This window comes from Streptomyces sp. NPDC104381 (assembly GCF_055583745.1).
Genome location: NZ_JBVJNK010000008.1, coordinates 163,507 through 182,271 on the forward strand (window position 1 = coordinate 163,507; position 18,765 = coordinate 182,271).

Here is an 18,765-nt window from a genome sequence, read left to right on the forward strand (position 1 = left end):
GAAGCCTATGTCACCCCACTGACAAGGCCTCCCGGAGTCAGCTGGTCCAGAAGTCCCACCAGCGGGTCAGGATCAGCATGCCGATGATCCCGATCCACAGGACCGGCGGCACCCAGTGGAATTCGCTGAGGGTGTTCCGCAGCCAGGCGGGGGCGGGCAGGATGCCGTGCTTGATGTTGTGCGTGGTGACGTAGCAGAACATGAAGATCGTGGCGACCCAGGCCAGGCAGCACCAGAGGCAGAGCGAGTTGATGTTGTACAGCGACTGGTACTGGAGCCAGGTGCAGAAGCCGACGCCGAACAGCGTGCCGGCGTTGAGCCCCAGCCAGTACCAGGCGCGGAAGCGCGCCCCGGCGAGGAGCGCCATGCCGATGCCGATGACCACCGAGTAGGTGGCGATGCCGAGCATCGGGTTGGGGAAGCCGAAGGCGGACGCCTGCTCGCTCTTCATGATGTTGCCGCACGCGACCACCGGGTTCAGGCTGCAGCCCGGGGTGAAGCTCGGGTCCTCCAGCAGCTTGAACTTGTCGATCGTGATCACCCAGCCGGCGAGCAGCCCGGCCGCGCCGGTGATCACCAGCAGCAGTGCGAGCGCGCGGCTCCCGCCGTAGGTCTTCACGCCGTTGTCCTCGTCCTGCCGGGATGAGGGGTGGTCTACCGCTGCCATCGTCATATCGCCGTTTCCATCACTGAGTAGCCGGCTGGGCACGGGCCATTGTGCCGCACAGGCGGTACGGCCATCCGTTCGATGAACATAAAGATGTGCCCGGCTCGGGGCGTTCAGCTCGGGCTGAACAGTGCGGACAAGGGCGCGCCCGCCGGCGGAGGGCCCGGATCGCCACCGCCCGGCGGTGTGAAACGGCTTCCTCCGGGTTGACGCGCGTGTGCCCGCCCGGGTGGGACCGGGCGGGCACAGCGGGTGGAACGGGGTGGATCAGGCCAGCTTGGCCTTCACCGTGGCGACGAGCGCGTCGAGCGCGACCGCTTCCTGGTCGCCCGACTCCATGTCCTTGAGCTGGACGGCGCCTTCGGCGAGATCGCGCTCACCGGCGACGATCGTGAAGCGGGCGCCGGACCGGTTCGCGCTCTTCATCGCGCCCTTGAGGCCTCGGCCGCCGAACGCGAAGTCCGTGGCGACACCGGCCTTGCGGAGCTCGGTGACCAGACCGAAGAGCACCCGCCGGGCCTCCTCGCCCAGCGGTACGGCGTACACGCTGGTCGTCGCGGGGATCTCCAGCTCGATGCCCTCCGCCTCCAGGGCGAGCACCGTGCGGTCCACGCCGAGCGCCCAGCCGACGGACGGCAGCGCGGGGCCGCCGATCATCTCGGACAGCCCGTCGTACCGGCCGCCGCCGCCCACCGCGGACTGGGAGCCCAGGCCGTCGTGGACGAACTCGAAGGTCGTACGGGTGTAGTAGTCGAGACCGCGGACCAGCTTCTCGTCGTCCTCGTAGACCACGCCCGCCGCCGTCAGCAGATCGCGGACCTCCTCGTGGTACGCCTTGCAGGCGTCGCAGAGGAAGTCGCGCAGCATCGGGGCGCCGGTCAGCTGCTTCTGGACGTCGGGGCGCTTGTCGTCGAGGACCCGGAGCGGGTTGATCTCGATGCGGCGGCGGGTCTCCTCGTCGAGGTCGAGGTCGCGCAGGAACGTCTGGAGCGCCTCGCGGTAGACGGGGCGGCACTCCTTGTCGCCCAGGGAGTTCAGCAGGATGCGGAACTCTCGGAGCCCGAGCGAGCGGTACGCCTGGTCGGCGAGGATGATCAGCTCGGCGTCCAGCGCCGGGTCCTCGGTGCCGATGGCCTCGGCGCCGACCTGCGAGAAGTGCCGGTAACGGCCCTTCTGCGGGCGCTCGTACCGGTAGTACGAGCCGGAGTACCAGAGCTTGACGGGGAGGTTGCCGGCCTTGTGGAGGTTGGCCTCCAGGGCGGCGCGCAGCACGGACGCGGTGCCCTCGGGACGCAGCGCGAGCTTGTCGCCGCCCTTGGTCTCGAAGGCGTACATCTCCTTGGAGACGATGTCGGTGGACTCACCGACGCCGCGTGCGAACAGGGCGACGTCCTCGAAGCCGGGCGTCTCGATGTAGCCGTAGCCGGAGTTCTTCAGGGGTGCGGAGATCGCCGCCCGCACCGCGAGGTACTTCGCGGAGTCCGGCGGGATCAGGTCGTACGTGCCCTTGGGGGCCTGGAAGGTGCTCACGGTGTTTCTCTCTCGTCACATTCCTCGGCGGGGCGCGGCCGGACCGTTCATGTACGGGTTGGAGGCGCGCTCGCGGCCGATGGTCGTCTGGGGGCCGTGGCCGGACAGCACCACGGTCGAGTCGTCGAGCGGCAGGCACACGCGGGCCAGCGACTCGAGCAGCTCGGCGTGGTCGCCGCCGGGCAGGTCGGTGCGTCCGACGGAGCCGGCGAAGAGCAGGTCGCCCGAGAAGAGGATCTGCGGCACATCCGCGGCCTCGGGCATCCGGAACGTCACCGACCCCTTGGTATGGCCGGGCGCGTGCGCGACACCGAACTCCAGGCCCGCCAGCTTCAGCAGGGCTCCGTCGGTGAGTTCCTCGACGTCGTCCGGCTCGCCCACGGTCAGCTCGCCCATCAGCGGCATCCCGATGGAGCGTCCCAGCGCCTTCTCGGGATCGCTCATCATGTAGCGGTCCTCCGGGTGGATCCAGGCGGGGACGTCATGGGCGCCGCACACGGGGACGACCGAGGCGACGTGGTCGATGTGCCCATGGGTGAGGACGACGGCGACGGGCTTGAGCCGATGCTTCTTCAGTGCGTCCTCGACACCCTGGGCGGCCTGGTGGCCCGGGTCGATGATCACGCACTCCTCACCGGCGGCGGGGGCGACCAGATAGCAATTGGTCCCCCAGGCCCCGGCGGGGAACCCGGCAATGAGCACGTTCGTCCTTAGTGTTCGTCCGACGAGGAGGGCCGCGGAGGAGGAATGCGGCCGTTCAGAGACTACCGGCGCTCCTCATTCCACAGCTAACCCATATACCGTACGGGCATTCCAGGACCGATCACACGACGTACAAGGAGACCATCCGGTGGTCAGCAGCGATCAGCGGCGGCGGCAGCTCGCCCGGGAGAAGTTCGAGCGGCAGCAGCAGCGCCGGGAGGAAGCGCGCCGGAGGACCAGGCGTCTCACGGTGATCATCGCGTCGTCGGTGGCCGTGGTGGCCGTCATCGGCGTGGGCGCGTACGTCTCGCTCGACGGCGACGACGCGAAGAGCTCGACGGAGGCGGCCGCGAGCGCCGACCCGTCGGCGTCGCCCTCGCCCACGGAGAGCGAGAGCAAGGCTCCCGAGCCCGCGATGGAGATCGACAAGAAGGCCACGTACACGATGTCGCTCAAGACGAGCCAGGGTGACATCGGCATCGCGATGGACGCGTCGAAGACCCCGCACACCACGAACTCCTTCAAGGCACTCGCGGACAAGGGGTACTTCGACGACACGAAGTGCCACCGCCTGACCACCGAGGGTATTTTCGTCCTGCAGTGCGGTGACCCGAAGGGCGACGGCACGGGCGGCCCGGGCTACACCATCCCGGACGAGAATCTGACGGCGCTGGGCAAGGCGGGCGCCAGCGGTTCGGTGACGTACCCGGCGGGCACCGTCGCGATGGCGAACACCGGCCAGCCGGGCACCGGTGGCAGCCAGTTCTTCCTGGTCTACAAGGACACCGAACTGCCGCCCAGCTACACGCCGTTCGGGACCATGGACGACACGGGTCTGAAGACCGTCAAGAAGGTCGCCGAGGCGGGCGTCGCCGATGGGGCGGGCGATGGTGCCCCGAAGAAGACCGTCACGGTCGAGAAGGCGACGGTCGACAAGGCCTGACCGTACGCACGGCCACCCGGCGCGGGGTCCCTGGACCGCACCGGAGAATTTCAGCCGCGCTGAGTGCGGACAGCCGGGTGGCCGGTCGCCTAGATTGGCGTTGTGCAGGGCGGGCGCTGCCCGCCCCAGGAAACTGTGGACGATGCACGGGGGGCGAACCCCCTCGATGCATCAGGTGGAGGAGGCGCTGTGAGCAGCGACCCGTGGGGCCGTGTCGACGAGACGGGCACCGTGTACGTGCGTACAGCCGAGGGCGAGCAGGTCGTCGGATCGTGGCAGGCCGGTTCCCCTGAGGAGGCTCTGGCCTATTTCGAGCGCAAGTACGAGGGCCTGGTGGTCGAGATCGGTCTGCTCGAGCGGCGGGTGAAGACCACCGACCTCTCGGCGAAGGACGCCACGGCGGCGATCGAGCACCTGCGTCAGCAGGTCGACGAACACCACGCCGTCGGCGACCTCGCCGCGCTCGGCAAGCGGCTGGACACGCTCGTCGCGACGGTCGACTCCCGCCGTGAGGAGCGCAAGGCCCAGAAGGCGAAGCAGACCGACGAGGCCCGCCAGGCCAAGGAGGCTCTCGTCGTCGAGGCCGAGGAGCTGGCGCAGAGCGAGCAGTGGCGGTCGGCGGGCGAGCGGCTGAGGGCGCTCGTCGACACCTGGAAGGGGCTGCCCCGTCTGGACCGCAAGTCCGACGACGAGCTGTGGCACCGCTTCTCGCACGCCCGTTCCGCCTTCTCCAAGCGGCGCAAGGCCCACTTCGCGGCGCTGGACGCCCAGCGCGAGGAGGCCCGCAAGGTCAAGGAGAGGCTGGTGGCCGAGGCCGAGTCGCTCTCCGGCTCGACCGACTGGGGTGCGACGGCCGCGCGTTACCGCGACCTGATGACCGAGTGGAAGGCCGCGGGCCGCGCCCAGCGCGAGGCCGAGGACGAGCTGTGGAACCGCTTCCGGGGGGCCCAGGACGTCTTCTTCGCCGCCCGTAGCGGTGTCTTCGCCGAGCGGGACGCGGAGCAGGGCGAGAACCTCAAGCTCAAGGAGGAGCTCGCCGCCGAGGCCGAGAAGCTGGTGCCGGTGACGGACCTGAAGGCGGCCAGGGCCGCGTTCAGGTCGATCAACGAGCGCTGGGAGGCCATCGGCCATGTCCCGCGTGACGCCCGCCCGAAGGTCGAGGGCCGGGTGCAGGCCGTGGAGCGTGCGCTCCAGGAGGCCGAGGAGTCGGAGTGGCGCCGGACGAACCCGGAGGCGCGGGCACGCGCCGCGGGTCTGACCGGTCAGCTCCAGGCCGCCGTCGACAAGCTGCGTACGCAGATCGACACGGCACGCGCGTCGGGCAACAACGCCAGGGCCGACAAGCTCTCGCGCGAGCTCGAAGGCCGCCAGGCGCTGCTGGACCAGGCGCTGAAGGGCCTGGAGGAGTTCGGCGGCTGAGGCCGGCCGTCCCGATCCGCCGAGGGGCCCTCGTACGCGACCGCGTACGGGGGCCCTTCCGCGTGGTGGGCGGCAGCCAAGGGGCCGGGACGACTGCCGGAACAGTGCAGTGACCCCGGGCGGGCCGGGGAGCGATGATCTCCGGTGCCGGCGGGAGACGTGCCGCCGGTCGCTCCGCCCGGATCATCAACTCCTTGAGGCAGGTCCACAGATGAGACTCACCCGTGCCGCCCTGACCGTCGCGGCCACCGCCCTCGCCCCGGCTCTCCTTCTGGCGGGCCCGGCGTTCGCCGCCGGACCTGTGACGGCGAGCAGTGGGGTGTCGGTGACACCGGGCTCCGACGGGGCGGGCACGTCGTTGGACGAGCCGTCCGAAGACGACCTTCGCATTGCGATCCTGCGCATCCTGGCGGACGAGGACAGCGGGAAGAGAGTGATCCGGGAGGCCAACGAGCTCCTGGACCAGGGCACCGCGGACGAGATGCGCGAGTGGCTGGGAGACCGGCTACCCGCTCGCCCAGGCCGAGGACGACCAGGTCGCCCTGTTCCGCATCCTCGCCGACCCCGACTCCGGCAAACGCGTCACCAAGGAGATCAACGCGCTGCTCGACACCGGCACCCCGCAGGAGATCCGGCAGTGGCTGGAGACCGGCTACCGCCTCGCGCAGGCCGAGGACGACCGGGTCGCCCTCTTCCGCATCCTCGCCCGCCCCGGCATCAGCGACGCGCTGCGTGCCGCTGTCGAGGACGTCATCGACGGGACGCCGGAGGAGATCCGGTACTTCCTGGAGTACGGCCAGTACGAGGTCGACGCGTAACGAGGCGCGAGGACGCCGGAGCCCGCCCCTGCGGGACGGGCTCCGGCAGCGTTCCTACGGGCGGCGCGCCGAGGTGACCCGGTAGACGTCGTAGACGCCCTCCACGCCGCGTACGGCCTTCAGGACGTGTCCCAGGTGCTTGGGGTCGCCCATCTCGAAGGTGAAGCGCGAGGTGGCCACCCGGTCCCGCGAGGTCTGCACCGCCGCCGACAGGATGTTCACGTGCTGGTCCGACAGGACACGGGTGACGTCCGAGAGCAGCCGGGAGCGGTCCAGCGCCTCGACCTGGATGGCGACGAGGAAGACCGAGGACTGGGTGGGCGCCCACTCGACGTCGAGGATCCGCTCGGGCTGCTGCGAGAGCGAGTCGACGTTGACGCAGTCCGCGCGGTGCACGGAGACCCCGCTGCCCCGGGTGACGAATCCGATGATCGGGTCGCCGGGAACGGGCGTACAACAGCGGGCCAGCTTGACCCAGACGTCCTCGACGCCCTTGACGACCACGCCCGGATCCGCCTTGGCCCGGCGCTTGCTGCGGCCGTGCGAGGGCGGTGAGCTCTCCGCCAGGTCCTCGTTGGCCGCGTCCTCGCCGCCGAGCGCCTGGACGAGCTTCTGGACGACGCCGGCCGCCGCGACGTGGCCCTCGCCGATCGCCGCGTACAGCGAGGAGATGTCGGGGTAGCGCATCTCGTGGGCGAGGGTGACCAGGGAGTCGCCGGTCAGGATCCGCTGGATCGGCAGGTTCTGCTTGCGCATCGCCCGCGCGATGGCGTCCTTGCCCTGCTCGATGGCCTCGTCGCGCCGCTCCTTGGAGAACCAGGCGCGGATCTTGTTGCGCGCCCGGGGCGACTTGACGAACTGGAGCCAGTCACGGGAGGGCCCGGCGCCGGCCGCCTTGGAGGTGAAGACCTCCACCAGGTCGCCGTTGTCGAGCGTCGACTCCAGCGGTACGAGCCGCCCGTTGACCCGTGCCCCTATGGTCCGGTGGCCGACCTCCGTGTGGACGGCGTACGCGAAGTCCACCGGCGTCGCACCGGCCGGCAGCGCTATCACGTCGCCCTTCGGCGTGAAGACGAAGACCTCGTTGCGGGACAGGTCGAAGCGCAGGGACTCCAGGAACTCGCTGGGGTCCTCGGTCTCCTTCTGCCAGTCCAGGAGCTGGCGCAGCCACGCCATGTCGTTGACGGTGTCCTGGCCGCGCCCGCCGCCCGTGTTCTTCGGGATGTCGGTGCGGACCTTGGAGGCGCCCGCGACGGCCTCCTGCTTGTACTTCCAGTGCGCGGCGATGCCGTACTCCGCGCGGCGGTGCATGTCGAACGTGCGGATCTGGAGTTCGACCGGCTTGCCGCTGGGACCGATCACCGTGGTGTGCAGCGACTGGTACATGTTGAACTTGGGCATCGCGATGTAGTCCTTGAACCGCCCGGGCACCGGATTCCACCGGGCGTGGACGGTGCCGAGCGCCGCGTAGCAGTCGCGGACCGTGTCGACCAGGACCCGGATGCCCACCAGGTCGTAGATCTCGGCGAAGTCGCGGCCCCGCACGATCATCTTCTGGTACACGCTGTAGTAGTGCTTCGGCCGGCCGGTGACGGTGGCCTTGATGCGGGCGGCACGCAGGTCGGCCTGGACCTCGTCGGTCACTATGGCGAGGTACTCGTCGCGCTTGGGCGCCCGCTCGGCGACGAGACGGACGATCTCGTCGTACATCTTGGGGTAGAGGATCGCGAAGGCGAGGTCCTCCAGCTCCCACTTGATGGTGTTCATGCCGAGGCGGTGGGCCAGCGGCGCGTAGATCTCGAGGGTCTCGCGGGCCTTCTTCTCCTGCTTCTCCCGCTTGAGATAGCGCATGGTGCGCATGTTGTGCAGCCGGTCGGCGAGCTTGATGACCAGGACCCGGGGGTCCTTGGCCATGGCGACGACCATCTTGCGCACGGTCTCGGCCTGGGCGGCCTCGCCGAACTTGACCTTGTCCAGCTTGGTGACGCCGTCGACGAGCAGCGCGACCTGGTCCCCGAAGTCCTTGCGGAGGGTGTCCAGGCCGTACTCGGTGTCCTCGACGGTGTCGTGCAGCAGCCCGGCCATCAGCGTCGCCGGGTCCATGCCGAGCTCGGCGAGGATCGTGGTGACGGCGAGCGGATGGGTGATGTAGGGATCGCCGCTCTTGCGCTTCTGGCCGCGGTGCCAGCGCTCGGCTACCTGGTAGGCCTTCTCGATCTGGCGCAGCGTGGCCGACTCGATCTTCGGGTCGTTGCCGCGGACCGTGCGCAGGAGGGGTTCCAGGACCGGGTTGTACGGACTGGAGCGCTGTACGCCCAGTCGGGCGAGGCGGGCCCTGACCCGGTTGGAGGAGCCGCCGGAGCGGGTGGCCGGGGGCGGCGGGGTGGCGGCGGGCCGGGCCGGGGGCTTGGCGGCGGGCGCCGGTGCCGGAGGCTTCGCGGCAGCCGGCGCCGGAGGCGTGGGCGCGGGCGCGGGCGAACCGGAGGCGGCCGGCGCCGGGGGCGTGGACGCGGGGGATCCGGAGGGGGTCGCCGGGGGCGTGGGCTTGGTTCCGGAGGACGGTGCCGCCTTGGCGCCGGGCGGCGCGGCCTTCGTCCCCGGGGGCGGGGCAGGCTTCGCCGGTGCGGCGGGCGTCCCGTGGGCCGGTGCCTCGGCCGGGCCCTGCGTGTCCCCGCCCGCGGGTCCGGGCGTGCCCGCTCCGTCGGGCCGCGCCTTCCCGGGCGTGGCGGAGGCCGCCGCGGGCCTTTCGGGCTGCGGGGCGGCGACTGGCTGGGCCTCGTCTGGCAAGAGCGCTCCTCGTGCGGATCCGGGCTACCGGAAAGCCCATGGTATCGACCTCCGGGCGGGTCCTCGCCCGGGGACTGTGGAACCCCTCACAACGCGGGACGGGTACCCGGATGTTCCCGGATACCCGTCCTGTACGTCCCTACGCGCGCCGTGGCGGCGCGGTGCAGGTCAGAGCGTGATGAGCGCCTCCAGCGGGGCGTCCCGCAGCCCCGTCCCCAGCCGCGCGCGGCCGGCGAGGAAGCCGAGCTCCATGAGCACCGACACCCCCGCGACCTGGGCCCCGGCCCGCCGGATGAGCTCCAGCGAGGCCTCGGCGGTGCCGCCGGTGGCCAGGACGTCGTCGATGACCATCACGCGGTCGTCGGCGGACAGGTCCTCGGCGTGGATCTCGATCTCCGCCGTGCCGTACTCCAGCTCGTACGACTGCCCCAGCGTCGCACCGGGCAGCTTCCCGGCCTTGCGCACGGGTACGAACCCGATCCCGGACCGGACCGCGACGGGCGCGGCCAGGATGAAGCCACGCGCCTCGAGGCCGACGATCTTGGTGGCCCCGTGCCGTACGCACAGCTCGACGAAGAAGTCGGTCAGCGCGGTGAACGCGACCGGGTCGGCGAGCAGCGGGGTGATGTCCTTGAACAGCACTCCGGGCTTCGGGTAGTCCGGGACGTCACGGATCCGGCTGAGCAGGAGCTCCCGGGTGGCGTCGGTGACGCTCGTGCTGGTCATCGACGGTTCCTCGGGCTCCGGCCGTGGCCCCCGGGCTGCCGGCGCTGGCCGACGACGGCGGTCCGGGCGTCGTCCTCGTCCTGGCCCTCCGGCTCCGGGGCGCGCTCGTCCTCGACGGACTCGCCCTTGGCCGCCGCGGCGGCGCGCTTGGCGAGGATCCGCTTCTTCAGTGCCTTTATCTGCGGCTCGCGCTCCTTGAGGTCGGCGACCAGCGGGGTGGCGATGAAGATCGAGGAGTACGCACCGGCGGCGAGGCCGACGAAGAGCGACAGCGAGATGTCGTTCAGCATGCCGGCGCCGAGGACGCCGCCACCGATGAACAGCAGACCGGCGACCGGCAGCAGAGCGACGACGGTGGTGTTGATGGAGCGCACCAGCGTGCCGTTGATGGAGCGGTTGGCGATCTCGCTGTAGGTCCAGCGGGTCTGCTTGGTGATCCCGTTCGTGCCCTCCTTGAGGCTGTCGAAGACGACGACCGTGTCGTAGAGGGAGTAACCCAGGATGGTCAGCAGACCGATCACGGTGCCGGGGGTGACCTCGAAGCCGACGAGGGCGTAGACACCGACGGTGATGGTGATGTCGTGGATCAGCGCGACGAGCGCGGCGACGGCCATCCGCCACTCGAAGGCGATGGCCAGGTAGACCACCACGAGGACCATGAAGATGCCGAGACCGGCCCAGGCCTTGTTGGCGATCTGCTCGCCCCAGCTGGGGCCGACGAGGTCCGCGTTGATCTCCGCCTCGGGGATGCCGAGGTCCTCGGAGAGCTGGGCCTTGATCTGGTCGGCCTTCGCGGTGTCGACCTCGGTGATCTGGATCCGGAGTCCGCCGTTGCCGAGCTCCTGGACGATCGCCTCGTGACCGGAGGCCGCGACCGCGTCCTCATGGGCCTGGGTGACGGACACCTTGGCCTTGGTGTCGGTCGTGAAGACGGCGCCGCCCTTGAACTCGATGCCCATGTTCAGGCCGCTGACCGCCAGGCCGAGGATGGCCGTGATGGTGATCAGGATCGAGACGCCGTACCAGATCTTGCGCTTGCCGATGAAGTCGTAACCGACCTCGCCACGGTAGAGCCGGGCGCCGAGATTGCCGAGTCGCGACATCTCACGCCTCCTTCGGGTGGTCGGTACGGGCGTTGACGCGGCGCGAGCGGCGCAGCGGCGGCTTGGCGCCGAGCCGCTTCGGGTCCAGGCCGGACCACGGGTGGCCGCTGGCGAAGAACTTCGTACGGGCCATCAGCGTCATGACGGGCTTGGTGAAGAGGAACACCACGACGACGTCGAGCAGGGTCGTGAGACCGAGCGTGAACGCGAAGCCCTGCACCTTGCCGACGGTGACGAGGAAGAGCACGGCCGCGGCGAGGAAGGACACGAAGTCGGACACGAGGATGGTGCGCCGGGCCCGGGGCCAGGCACGCTCGACGGCCGGGCGGAGCGTACGGCCCTCGCGGATCTCGTCCCGGATGCGTTCGAAGTACACGATGAACGAGTCGGCCGTGATACCGATCGCCACGATGGCACCGCAGACGGCCGGGAGGTTCAGCGCGAAGCCGATGGCCGGGCCGAGGAGCGCCATGATCGTGTAGGTCAGGACGCCCGAGGCCAGGAGGCTCAGGAGCGCGATGAACGCCAGGCCCCGGTAGTAGGCCACCAGGTAGATGACGACCAGGGCCAGTCCGATGGCACCGGCGATGAGGCCGGCCTCCAGCTGCTCGCCACCGAGTGCGGCGGTGACGGTGGTGACGGTGTCCTCGCTGAAGGACAGCGGCAGGGCGCCGTAGGAGAGGACGTTGGCCAGGTCCTCCGCCGACTGCTGGTTGAAGCTGCCGGAGATCTCGGCGCTTCCGCTGAGCGTCTGGTTCACCTGGGGGGCGGAGACGACCTCACCGTCGAGGGAGATCGCGAACTGGTTCTGCGGGGACTGCTGCGCCGACAGCTTCTTGGTGATCGTCTGGAACTTCTTGGAGCCCTTGTCGGTGAACTCCATGGAGACGAGCCAGATGCCGCGCTGCTGGTCGAACTGGGCCTTGGCGTCGTCGACGTCGGTGCCGGAGACCTCGGCCGGGCCGAGGAGGTACTTGGCGTCGCCCTCGGAGCTGCACGCGACCGTGGGGTCCGTGGGCTTGACGCCGTCACCGGCGGCGGCACGGGCCTTCTTGTCGGTGCAGTCCAGCTCCGTGAACTTCTTCTCGAGCGCCGCGGTGGCGGGGTCGGGCGTCTCGGTCGCCGCGGGGGCGTCCGAGGAGTCCGCTCCCTTGGAGGCGGACGGCGTCGGCGTCGCGTCCTGCTTCAGGGCGTCGGTGACGGCGCGGCCCTGCGTGGTGGCGCTCGCCGAGGGCGTCGTCTTCGAATCCGAGGCCGTCTCCGGGTCGCTCGCCTTCGCACTGGGCGTGGCGCTCGGCTTCCCGGAGGGGCTGGCGGAGCCTTCGGGGGTCGGCTGGCCGCCGGCGACCGTGAGCACGGGCCGGAAGTAGAGCTGGGCGGTCGTACCGACCTGCTCCCGGGCCTGCTTCGAATTCGTCCCCTTGGGGATGTTGACGATGATGTTCGATGCGCCCTGGGTCTGAACCTCGGCCTCGGAGACACCCAGACCATTGACACGGCGTTCGATGATGCTGACCGCGGTGTTCATGTTGGTCTCGTTGATCGCGTCAGGCTTGCCGGGCTGGCTCTTCGCCTTGAGCGTGATCGATGTGCCGCCGGCCAGGTCGATACCGAGCCGGGGCGTGGTGTGACCGGACAGGAACATCCCGCCGGTCAGGGCGACCATGGCGATCAGGATCAGCGCCAGGGCACGGCCCGGCCTGCCCTGTCCACCGGATGAACCCCGGCCTTTCTTCGGTGCTGCCACCTTTTCGTTTCTCCCTGTCCAACCGCCCCGCGCCGGGTACGCGCCCGAGCGGCCACGAAGTGTTGTGGGGACCCGCCCCCGCAGAAGACCGCACGGCCCGTGAGACGCCGGACACCCGTGGGTGTCCGGCGTCTCCAGGTCGTGGAACTACTTCGCGTCGCCCTCGCCGTCGGCCTTGGCGTCCTTGACCTCGGAGGCCTTGACCTCGGCCTCCGCGGGTGCGTCGTCCTCGGCCTTCTTGCCCAGGTCGATCTTCGCGACGTCGTCGGCCGCGTCGGCTTCCGCGGACTCACCGGCGGTGAGCGAGGAGGCGTCGTCGGGCACGACGGTGCCGTCCGCGTCCAGCTCGTCGTCGTCGCCGTGGACGATGCGGTTGTACTCCGCGTCGTCGAGGACGGCGCCGATGGCGTTCTTCGCGTAGACGGCGTGGACGCCGGGCGCGACCTCGAGGAGAACCGTGTCGTCCTGGATCTCCTTGACGGTGGCGTACATGCCCCCGATCGTCCGGACGCCGGTACCGGGCTGCATGTCGTTGCGCATCTGCGCAGCCGCCTGCTGCTTCTTCTTGGCGGACCGGGTCATCAGGAACATGGCCCCGATGAGCACGATGAAGGGGAGGAGGGTCACGAGACTCACGGGACGGAACTTCCTTCGCACGACCACGCTGGATTCACGCGGCCTGGTCTACGGGGGTGGGTACACCGACCTGTACGGGCGGCATCGGCGGAGTCTAAGCGAGTCCGCATCATTGGAACAACGTCCAGCATGGCACCCCGGTTCCCCTGCTGGCCAACCCGTCCTTTATCACGCCCCGAACAGGCCCTGTTGTCCCTTTGCGCCGTGCTGCGGGGGCGCGAGCCCGAGGTGTGCCCACGCCGCGGGGGTGGCGACCCTCCCCCGCGGGGTCCTGGCGAGCAGCCCTTCCCGTACGAGGAAGGGCTCGGCGACCTCCTCGACCGTCTCGCGCTCCTCCCCCACGGCGACCGCGAGGGTGGAGATCCCCACGGGCCCTCCGCCGAAGAGCTTCAGCAGGGCGCCGAGGACCGCGCGGTCCAGCCGGTCGAGCCCCCGGGCGTCGACCTCGTACACCCGCAGGGCCGCGGCGGCGATGTCCCGGTCGATACGGCCCTCGGCCTTGACCTGGGCGTAGTCCCTGACACGGCGCAGCAGCCGGTTGGCGATACGGGGCGTGCCCCGGGAGCGCCCGGCGATCTCGGCGGCGCCCGCCGTGTCTATGGCCACGTCGAGCAGGCCGGCGGAGCGGTGGATGACCCGCTCCAGCTCGGTGGGGGCGTAGAACTCCATGTGGCCGGTGAAGCCGAAGCGGTCGCGGAGCGGGGGCGGCAGCAGTCCCGCCCTGGTGGTGGCGCCGACCAGGGTGAACGGGGGCAGTTCCAGCGGGATGGCGGTGGCGCCCGGGCCCTTGCCGACGATGACGTCGACCCGGAAGTCCTCCATCGCCATGTAGAGCATCTCCTCGGCCGGCCGCGACATGCGGTGGATCTCGTCGAGGAAGAGGACCTCGCCCTCCTGGAGCGAGGACAGGATCGCCGCGAGGTCGCCGGCGTGCTGGATGGCGGGGCCGGAGGTGATCCGGATCGGTGCGCCCATCTCGGCCGCGATGATCATGGAGAGGGTGGTCTTGCCCAGGCCGGGAGCGCCGGAGAGCAGGACGTGGTCGGCGGTGGCTCCCCGGGCGCGGGCGGCCTTGAGGACCAGGTCGAGCTGCTCGCGCACCTTCTCCTGGCCGACGAACTCGTGGAGGTCCTTCGGGCGCAGGGCGGCCTCGACCGCGGTGTCCTCGCCGTCGGCCCCGGCGTCCACCAGGCGGTCGTCCAGCTGCTCGTCCGTGAGGTCGCCGGTGTCGGCTCCGGTCTCGTGCCAGTTCATCTCGTCAGTCCCGCCTAGGGTGTTTCGGTGCCGTTCCGTGCGGTGTCCCGGCCGGCGTACGGGGCGCGCGGCGCCCCTGCGGTCAGCGTGCGCGGTTGAGTGTCTGCAGGGCCGCCCGCAGCAGCTGCGGCACGGGTGCCTGCCCGCCCTCGGCGAGCGCGGCCTCGGCCTGCGGGGCCACGGCGGTCACGGCCTCGTCGGCCTCGCGGGTGGCGTAGCCGAGGCCGATCAGGGCGGCCTGCAGCTGGTCGCGCCAGGAACTGCTGACGGCGGTGCCGATGCCCTGCTGCCCGCTGTGCGCGCCGACCGGTTCGCCGAGCCGGTCCTTCAGTTCGAGGAGGAGCTTCTGGGCACCCTTCTTGCCGATGCCGGACACGGCGGTGAGCGCCTTCTCGTCACCGGTGGCGACGGCGATGCGCAGGGCGTCCGGGCTGTGGGTGGCGAGCATGGCCTGGGCGAGCCGGGGGCCCACACCGCTGGCGGTCTGGAGCAGCTCGAAGACCTGGCGTTCGTCGTCGTCCGCGAAGCCGTAGAGGGTGAGGGAGTCCTCCCGGACGACCAGCGAGGTCGCCAGTCTGGCCTCCTTGCCGATCCGCAGGCCGGCGAGGGTGTCGGGGGTGCACTGGAGGGCCATGCCGATGCCGCCGACCTCGATCACCGCCGTGGTCGGGGCGAGGGCGGCCACCGGGCCGGAGACGAAGGCGATCATGCGGTACGGCCTTTCAGCGTGCGGTGGGCGGCGACGGCCTGTTGCAGTCGGTTCTGCGCGGGTGCGCGCCAGATGTGGCAGATGGCGAGGGCCAGAGCGTCGGCGGCGTCGGCGGGTTTCGGCGGTGCGTCGAGCCGCAGCAACCGGGTCACCATCGCCCCGACCTGGGCCTTGTCGGCGCGCCCCGATCCGGTGACGGCGGCCTTGACCTCGCTGGGGGTGTGCAGGGCGACCGGGATGCCGCGGCGGGAGGCACAGAGCATGGCGACGGCGCTGGCCTGGGCGGTGCCCATCACCGTGCGCACGTTGTGCTGGCTGAACACCCGCTCCACGGCGACGTATTCGGGCCGGTGCTCGTCGAGCCAGCGCTCGATGCCCTGCTCGATGGCGACGAGCCGGTGGCCGAGCTCCGCGTCGGGCGGGGTCCGCACGACGCCGACGCCGACCATGGTGAGCGGCCGGCCGGCCACTCCCTCGACGACTCCCACGCCGCACCGGGTCAGCCCCGGGTCCACGCCCAACACCCGCATGTCACGGGCCCCCTCCGCCGCTCGGTCATCTGTTCCCGCAGGCTATCGGCTCCCGCTGACAATGCGACGGGCCGACGGGGTGTGTCCCGTCGGCCCGTCGGTGTGCTCTGCCGCACCGCCTCAGGCGTCGACCTTCTCCATGACCTCGTCGGAGACGTCGAAGTTGGCGAAGACGTTCTGCACGTCGTCGCTGTCCTCCAGCGCGTCGATCAGCTTGAAGATCTTGCGCGCGCCCTCCTCGTCGAGCTCGACCTGCATGGTCGGGACGAAGTTGGCCTCGGCCGAGTCGTAGTCGATGCCGGCGTCCTGCAGCGCGGTGCGGACGGCGACCATGTCGGTGGCCTCGCTGAGCACCTCGAAGGTGTCACCGAGGTCGTTGACCTCCTCGGCACCGGCGTCGAGCACCGCACCGAGCACGTCGTCCTCACCGAGCTCGCCCTTGGGGACGATCACGACGCCCTTGCGGTTGAACAGGTACGACACCGAGCCCGGGTCGGCCATCGAACCGCCGTTGCGGGTCATGGCGACACGGACGTCGGACGCGGCACGGTTGCGGTTGTCGGTGAGGCACTCGATGAGCACCGCGACGCCGTTCGGCCCGTAGCCCTCGTACATGATCGTCTCGTAGTCGGCGCCACCGGCTTCGAGGCCGGCGCCGCGCTTGACCGCCGAGTCGATGTTCTTGTTCGGGACCGAGCTCTTCTTCGCCTTCTGGATGGCGTCGAAAAGGGTCGGGTTACCGGACACGTCGGCGCCGCCCGTACGGGCCGCGACCTCGATGTTCTTGATCATCTTCGCGAAGAGCTTGCCGCGCTTGGCGTCGATCACGGCCTTCTTGTGCTTCGTCGTAGCCCATTTAGAGTGGCCGGACATCTGCCTTCTCCTTCGCGTCACCAAAATCGATCCGAACCCGAGAGATCCTACCGGGATCGGATCAGCCCACGGTGCGCACCATGTCGGTGAAGAGCGCGTGCACCCGGTGGTCCCCGGTCAGCTCGGGGTGGAAGGACGTGGCCAGGGCGTTTCCCTGGCGTACGGCCACGATATGCCCGTCGTGCACCGCGAGGACCTCGGCGCGGGCGCCGACGGACTCCACCCAGGGGGCCCGGATGAAGACGCCCTCGACGGGACCGCCGGGCACACCGTCGACGTCGACGGCCGCCTCGAAGGACTCGTTCTGCCGCCCGAAAGCGTTACGGCGCACGATCATGTCGATCCCGCCGACCGTCTCCTGGCTGGAGCGCGGATCGAGGATCTTGTCGGCGAGCAGGATCATCCCGGCACAGGTGCCGTAGACCGGCATGCCGGCGGCCACCCGCTCGCGCAGCGGTTCCAGCATGCCGAAGAGGACGGCCAGCTTGGACATCGTGGTGGACTCGCCGCCGGGGATGACGAGCCCGTCGACCCCGGCGAGCTCCTCGGGACGCCGGACCGGCCTGGCCACGGCGTCCGCCGAGGCCAGGGCGATCAGGTGTTCCCGTACGTCGCCCTGGAGCGCCAGGACGCCGATGACAGGGGTGTCGGTCATCGGTGCTTACCAGCCGCGGTTCGCGTAGCGCTCGCCCTCGGGCAGCGTGTCGCAGTTGATGCCGACCATGGCCTCGCCGAGGTTGCGGGAGGCGTCCGCGATGATCTTCGGGTCGTCGTAGAAGGTGGTGGCCTTCACGATGGCGGCGGCACGCTTCGCGGGGTCGCCGGACTTGAAGATGCCCGAGCCGACGAAGACGCCCTCGGCGCCGAGCTGTCGCATCAGGGCCGCGTCCGCCGGGGTGGCCACACCGCCGGCCGAGAACAGGACGACGGGCAGCCGGCCGAGCTCGGAGACCTCCTTGACCAGCTCGTACGGGGCGCGGAGCTCCTTGGCGGCGGCGTACAGCTCGTTGTTGTCGAAGCCGCGCAGCCGGGCGATCTCGTTCTTGATCTGGCGCAGGTGGCGGACGGCCTCGACGACGTTGCCGGTGCCCGCCTCACCCTTCGAGCGGATCATCGCGGCGCCCTCGGCGATCCGGCGCAGTGCCTCGCCCAAGTTGGTGGCGCCACAGACGAAGGGGGTGGTGAAGGCGAACTTGTCGCTGTGGTTGACCTCGTCGGCCGGGGTGAGGACCTCGGACTCGTCGATGTAGTCGACGCCGAGGGACTGGAGGACCTGGGCCTCGACGAAGTGGCCGATGCGGGACTTGGCCATGACCGGGATGGAGACGGCCTCGATGATCTCCTCGATCATGTTGGGGTCCGACATCCGGGCCACGCCGCCGTCCTTGCGGATGTCGGCCGGCACGCGCTCCAGGGCCATGACGGCCACGGCGCCCGCGTCCTCGGCGATCTTCGCCTGCTCGGCGTTGACGACGTCCATGATCACGCCGCCCTTGAGCTGCTCGGCCATGCCGCGCTTGACTCGGGCGGTGCCGGTGACCGGGTTCTCGGCGGACTGCGGGGTGCTGGGGAGCGTGGACACGGATCGACCTCACTGGGGTGGAAAGACTCGGGATGGTGCAGCCCTGAGCAAACGCTCCGGGACCGGTCCACAGCAAGGGCCAATGGACACCCTGTGGATCGTTCTGCGCGTACGCCCGGTCCGCTCCCCGTGCCGGTCTCAGCTGCCGGGCCGGTCCGCCAGGGCCACCGGCGGCTCGTCGTCCATCTCGAACGCGAGCGGGAACGGGGCGTGCCCCGCGAGCCGGAACAGCCGCACCGTCCGGTGCCTGCGCAGCGCGCGGGCGGCGCGCACCGAGTCGTTGTGGAAGCGGCGGGCCATCGGTACGCGGCGTACGGCGGCGGCCAGCTCCTTCGCCGCGTCCTCGCCGCCCGGGAACTCCCTCACGGCCTCGACCTGCGCCGCCTCGCCGAACACGGCGCGCAGGGCGGTGCTCAGCTCGCTCTCGGCGACCTCGCGCTGCTCCTCCTCGGCCTGCCGCGCGGCGTGCGCCGCCTCGTAGAGCACGATCGAGGCGGCGGGGTCCAGGACTCCGGCGGTGGCCAGTTCCTGGGTGACCGAGGCGCGGCGCAGCAGCTGGGCGTCGAGCGCCGCCCGGGCCGCGTCGATGCGCGCGTGGAGCCGGTCGAGCCGGCCGGCGGTCCAGCTGAGGTACAGGCCGATCGCGAAGAGCGCGACGACGGTCCAGACGATGATTTGGATCACGGGCGGCAAGGCTACCGTCGGCCCGCCTCACCCGGACCCTCCGGTACGTCCCTGG

Annotated in this window: 17 protein-coding genes and 1 pseudogene; 3 read left to right on the forward strand and 15 right to left on the reverse strand. The window is 70.5% G+C overall.

Annotation, left to right across the window (positions count from 1 at the left end; genetic code table 11):
* Window positions 1–37 precede the first annotated feature (37 nt).
* The 3 genes from ACZ607_RS27390 to ACZ607_RS27400 all read right to left on the reverse strand — a co-directional run bounded on the left by ACZ607_RS27390 (window position 38) and on the right by ACZ607_RS27400 (window position 2,899).
* Window positions 38–673 carry a vitamin K epoxide reductase family protein gene (locus ACZ607_RS27390; protein ID WP_469738780.1) on the reverse strand — a complete coding sequence of 212 codons (636 nt, stop codon included), beginning with the start codon at window positions 671–673 and terminating at the stop codon, window positions 38–40.
* Between the two features lie 261 nt (window positions 674–934).
* Window positions 935–2,197 carry a histidine--tRNA ligase gene (gene hisS / locus ACZ607_RS27395; RefSeq protein ID WP_469738782.1) on the reverse strand — a complete coding sequence of 421 codons (1,263 nt, stop codon included), beginning with the start codon at window positions 2,195–2,197 and terminating at the stop codon, window positions 935–937.
* Between the two features lie 15 nt (window positions 2,198–2,212).
* Window positions 2,213–2,899 carry an MBL fold metallo-hydrolase gene (locus ACZ607_RS27400; protein WP_469738784.1) on the reverse strand — a complete coding sequence of 229 codons (687 nt, stop codon included), beginning with the start codon at window positions 2,897–2,899 and terminating at the stop codon, window positions 2,213–2,215.
* A 148-nt stretch (window positions 2,900–3,047) separates the two neighbouring features.
* Here ACZ607_RS27400 and ACZ607_RS27405 point away from each other — a divergent pair, with 148 nt between their 5' ends.
* The 3 genes and pseudogenes from ACZ607_RS27405 to ACZ607_RS27415 all read left to right on the forward strand — a co-directional run bounded on the left by ACZ607_RS27405 (window position 3,048) and on the right by ACZ607_RS27415 (window position 6,079).
* Complete coding sequence (locus tag ACZ607_RS27405; protein ID WP_469738786.1) at window positions 3,048–3,842, forward strand: peptidylprolyl isomerase; 795 nt, start codon at window positions 3,048–3,050, stop codon at window positions 3,840–3,842.
* A 189-nt stretch (window positions 3,843–4,031) separates the two neighbouring features.
* Window positions 4,032–5,261, forward strand: a complete 1,230-nt coding sequence (locus ACZ607_RS27410; RefSeq protein WP_469738787.1) for a DUF349 domain-containing protein — start codon at window positions 4,032–4,034, stop codon at window positions 5,259–5,261.
* A gap of 211 nt (window positions 5,262–5,472) precedes the next feature.
* Window positions 5,473–6,079, forward strand: a pseudogene (locus ACZ607_RS27415) (ALF repeat-containing protein).
* Window positions 6,080–6,133: 54 nt separating this feature from the next.
* Here the strand turns inward: ACZ607_RS27415 and ACZ607_RS27420 are convergent.
* The 12 genes from ACZ607_RS27420 to ACZ607_RS27475 form a co-directional block, all read right to left on the reverse strand.
* Window positions 6,134–8,866 (reverse strand): RelA/SpoT family protein, encoded by a 2,733-nt coding sequence (locus ACZ607_RS27420; protein WP_469738788.1) that lies wholly within the window; start codon window positions 8,864–8,866, stop codon window positions 6,134–6,136.
* A gap of 168 nt (window positions 8,867–9,034) precedes the next feature.
* Window positions 9,035–9,592 (reverse strand): adenine phosphoribosyltransferase, encoded by a 558-nt coding sequence (locus ACZ607_RS27425; protein WP_469738789.1) that lies wholly within the window; start codon window positions 9,590–9,592, stop codon window positions 9,035–9,037.
* On the reverse strand, window positions 9,589–10,695 hold the full coding sequence (gene secF, locus ACZ607_RS27430; RefSeq protein WP_469738790.1) for a protein translocase subunit SecF: 1,107 nt from the start codon (window positions 10,693–10,695) through the stop codon (window positions 9,589–9,591). Before secF ends, ACZ607_RS27425 begins: the two co-directional genes overlap by 4 nt.
* A gap of 1 nt (window position 10,696) precedes the next feature.
* A complete protein-coding gene (gene secD, locus ACZ607_RS27435; RefSeq protein WP_469738791.1) occupies window positions 10,697–12,442 on the reverse strand; it encodes a protein translocase subunit SecD in 1,746 nt (581 codons plus the stop codon).
* A gap of 147 nt (window positions 12,443–12,589) precedes the next feature.
* Entirely contained in the window at window positions 12,590–13,078 is a 489-nt protein-coding gene (gene yajC / locus ACZ607_RS27440; protein ID WP_469738793.1) for a preprotein translocase subunit YajC, read from the reverse strand.
* A 168-nt stretch (window positions 13,079–13,246) separates the two neighbouring features.
* The gene (gene ruvB / locus ACZ607_RS27445; protein WP_469738795.1) at window positions 13,247–14,332 is read right to left on the reverse strand and encodes a Holliday junction branch migration DNA helicase RuvB; all 1,086 of its coding nucleotides are present in this window, start codon (window positions 14,330–14,332) and stop codon (window positions 13,247–13,249) included.
* A gap of 82 nt (window positions 14,333–14,414) precedes the next feature.
* Window positions 14,415–15,041: a Holliday junction branch migration protein RuvA gene (ruvA, locus tag ACZ607_RS27450; RefSeq protein ID WP_469738797.1), complete on the reverse strand. Its 627-nt coding sequence runs from the start codon at window positions 15,039–15,041 to the stop codon at window positions 14,415–14,417.
* Complete coding sequence (ruvC, locus tag ACZ607_RS27455) at window positions 15,038–15,571, reverse strand: crossover junction endodeoxyribonuclease RuvC (RefSeq protein WP_099176838.1); 534 nt, start codon at window positions 15,569–15,571, stop codon at window positions 15,038–15,040. The genes ruvA and ruvC overlap by 4 nt, the downstream gene beginning before the upstream one ends.
* A gap of 120 nt (window positions 15,572–15,691) precedes the next feature.
* Window positions 15,692–16,444 carry a YebC/PmpR family DNA-binding transcriptional regulator gene (locus tag ACZ607_RS27460; protein ID WP_329035552.1) on the reverse strand — a complete coding sequence of 251 codons (753 nt, stop codon included), beginning with the start codon at window positions 16,442–16,444 and terminating at the stop codon, window positions 15,692–15,694.
* Window positions 16,445–16,505: 61 nt separating this feature from the next.
* On the reverse strand, window positions 16,506–17,099 hold the full coding sequence (gene pdxT / locus ACZ607_RS27465) for a pyridoxal 5'-phosphate synthase glutaminase subunit PdxT (RefSeq protein WP_469738800.1): 594 nt from the start codon (window positions 17,097–17,099) through the stop codon (window positions 16,506–16,508).
* Window positions 17,100–17,105: 6 nt separating this feature from the next.
* Window positions 17,106–18,026: a pyridoxal 5'-phosphate synthase lyase subunit PdxS gene (gene pdxS, locus ACZ607_RS27470; protein WP_469738802.1), complete on the reverse strand. Its 921-nt coding sequence runs from the start codon at window positions 18,024–18,026 to the stop codon at window positions 17,106–17,108.
* Between the two features lie 138 nt (window positions 18,027–18,164).
* Window positions 18,165–18,710 (reverse strand): hypothetical protein, encoded by a 546-nt coding sequence (locus ACZ607_RS27475; protein ID WP_469738804.1) that lies wholly within the window; start codon window positions 18,708–18,710, stop codon window positions 18,165–18,167.
* Between the last annotated feature and the right edge of the window lie 55 nt (window positions 18,711–18,765).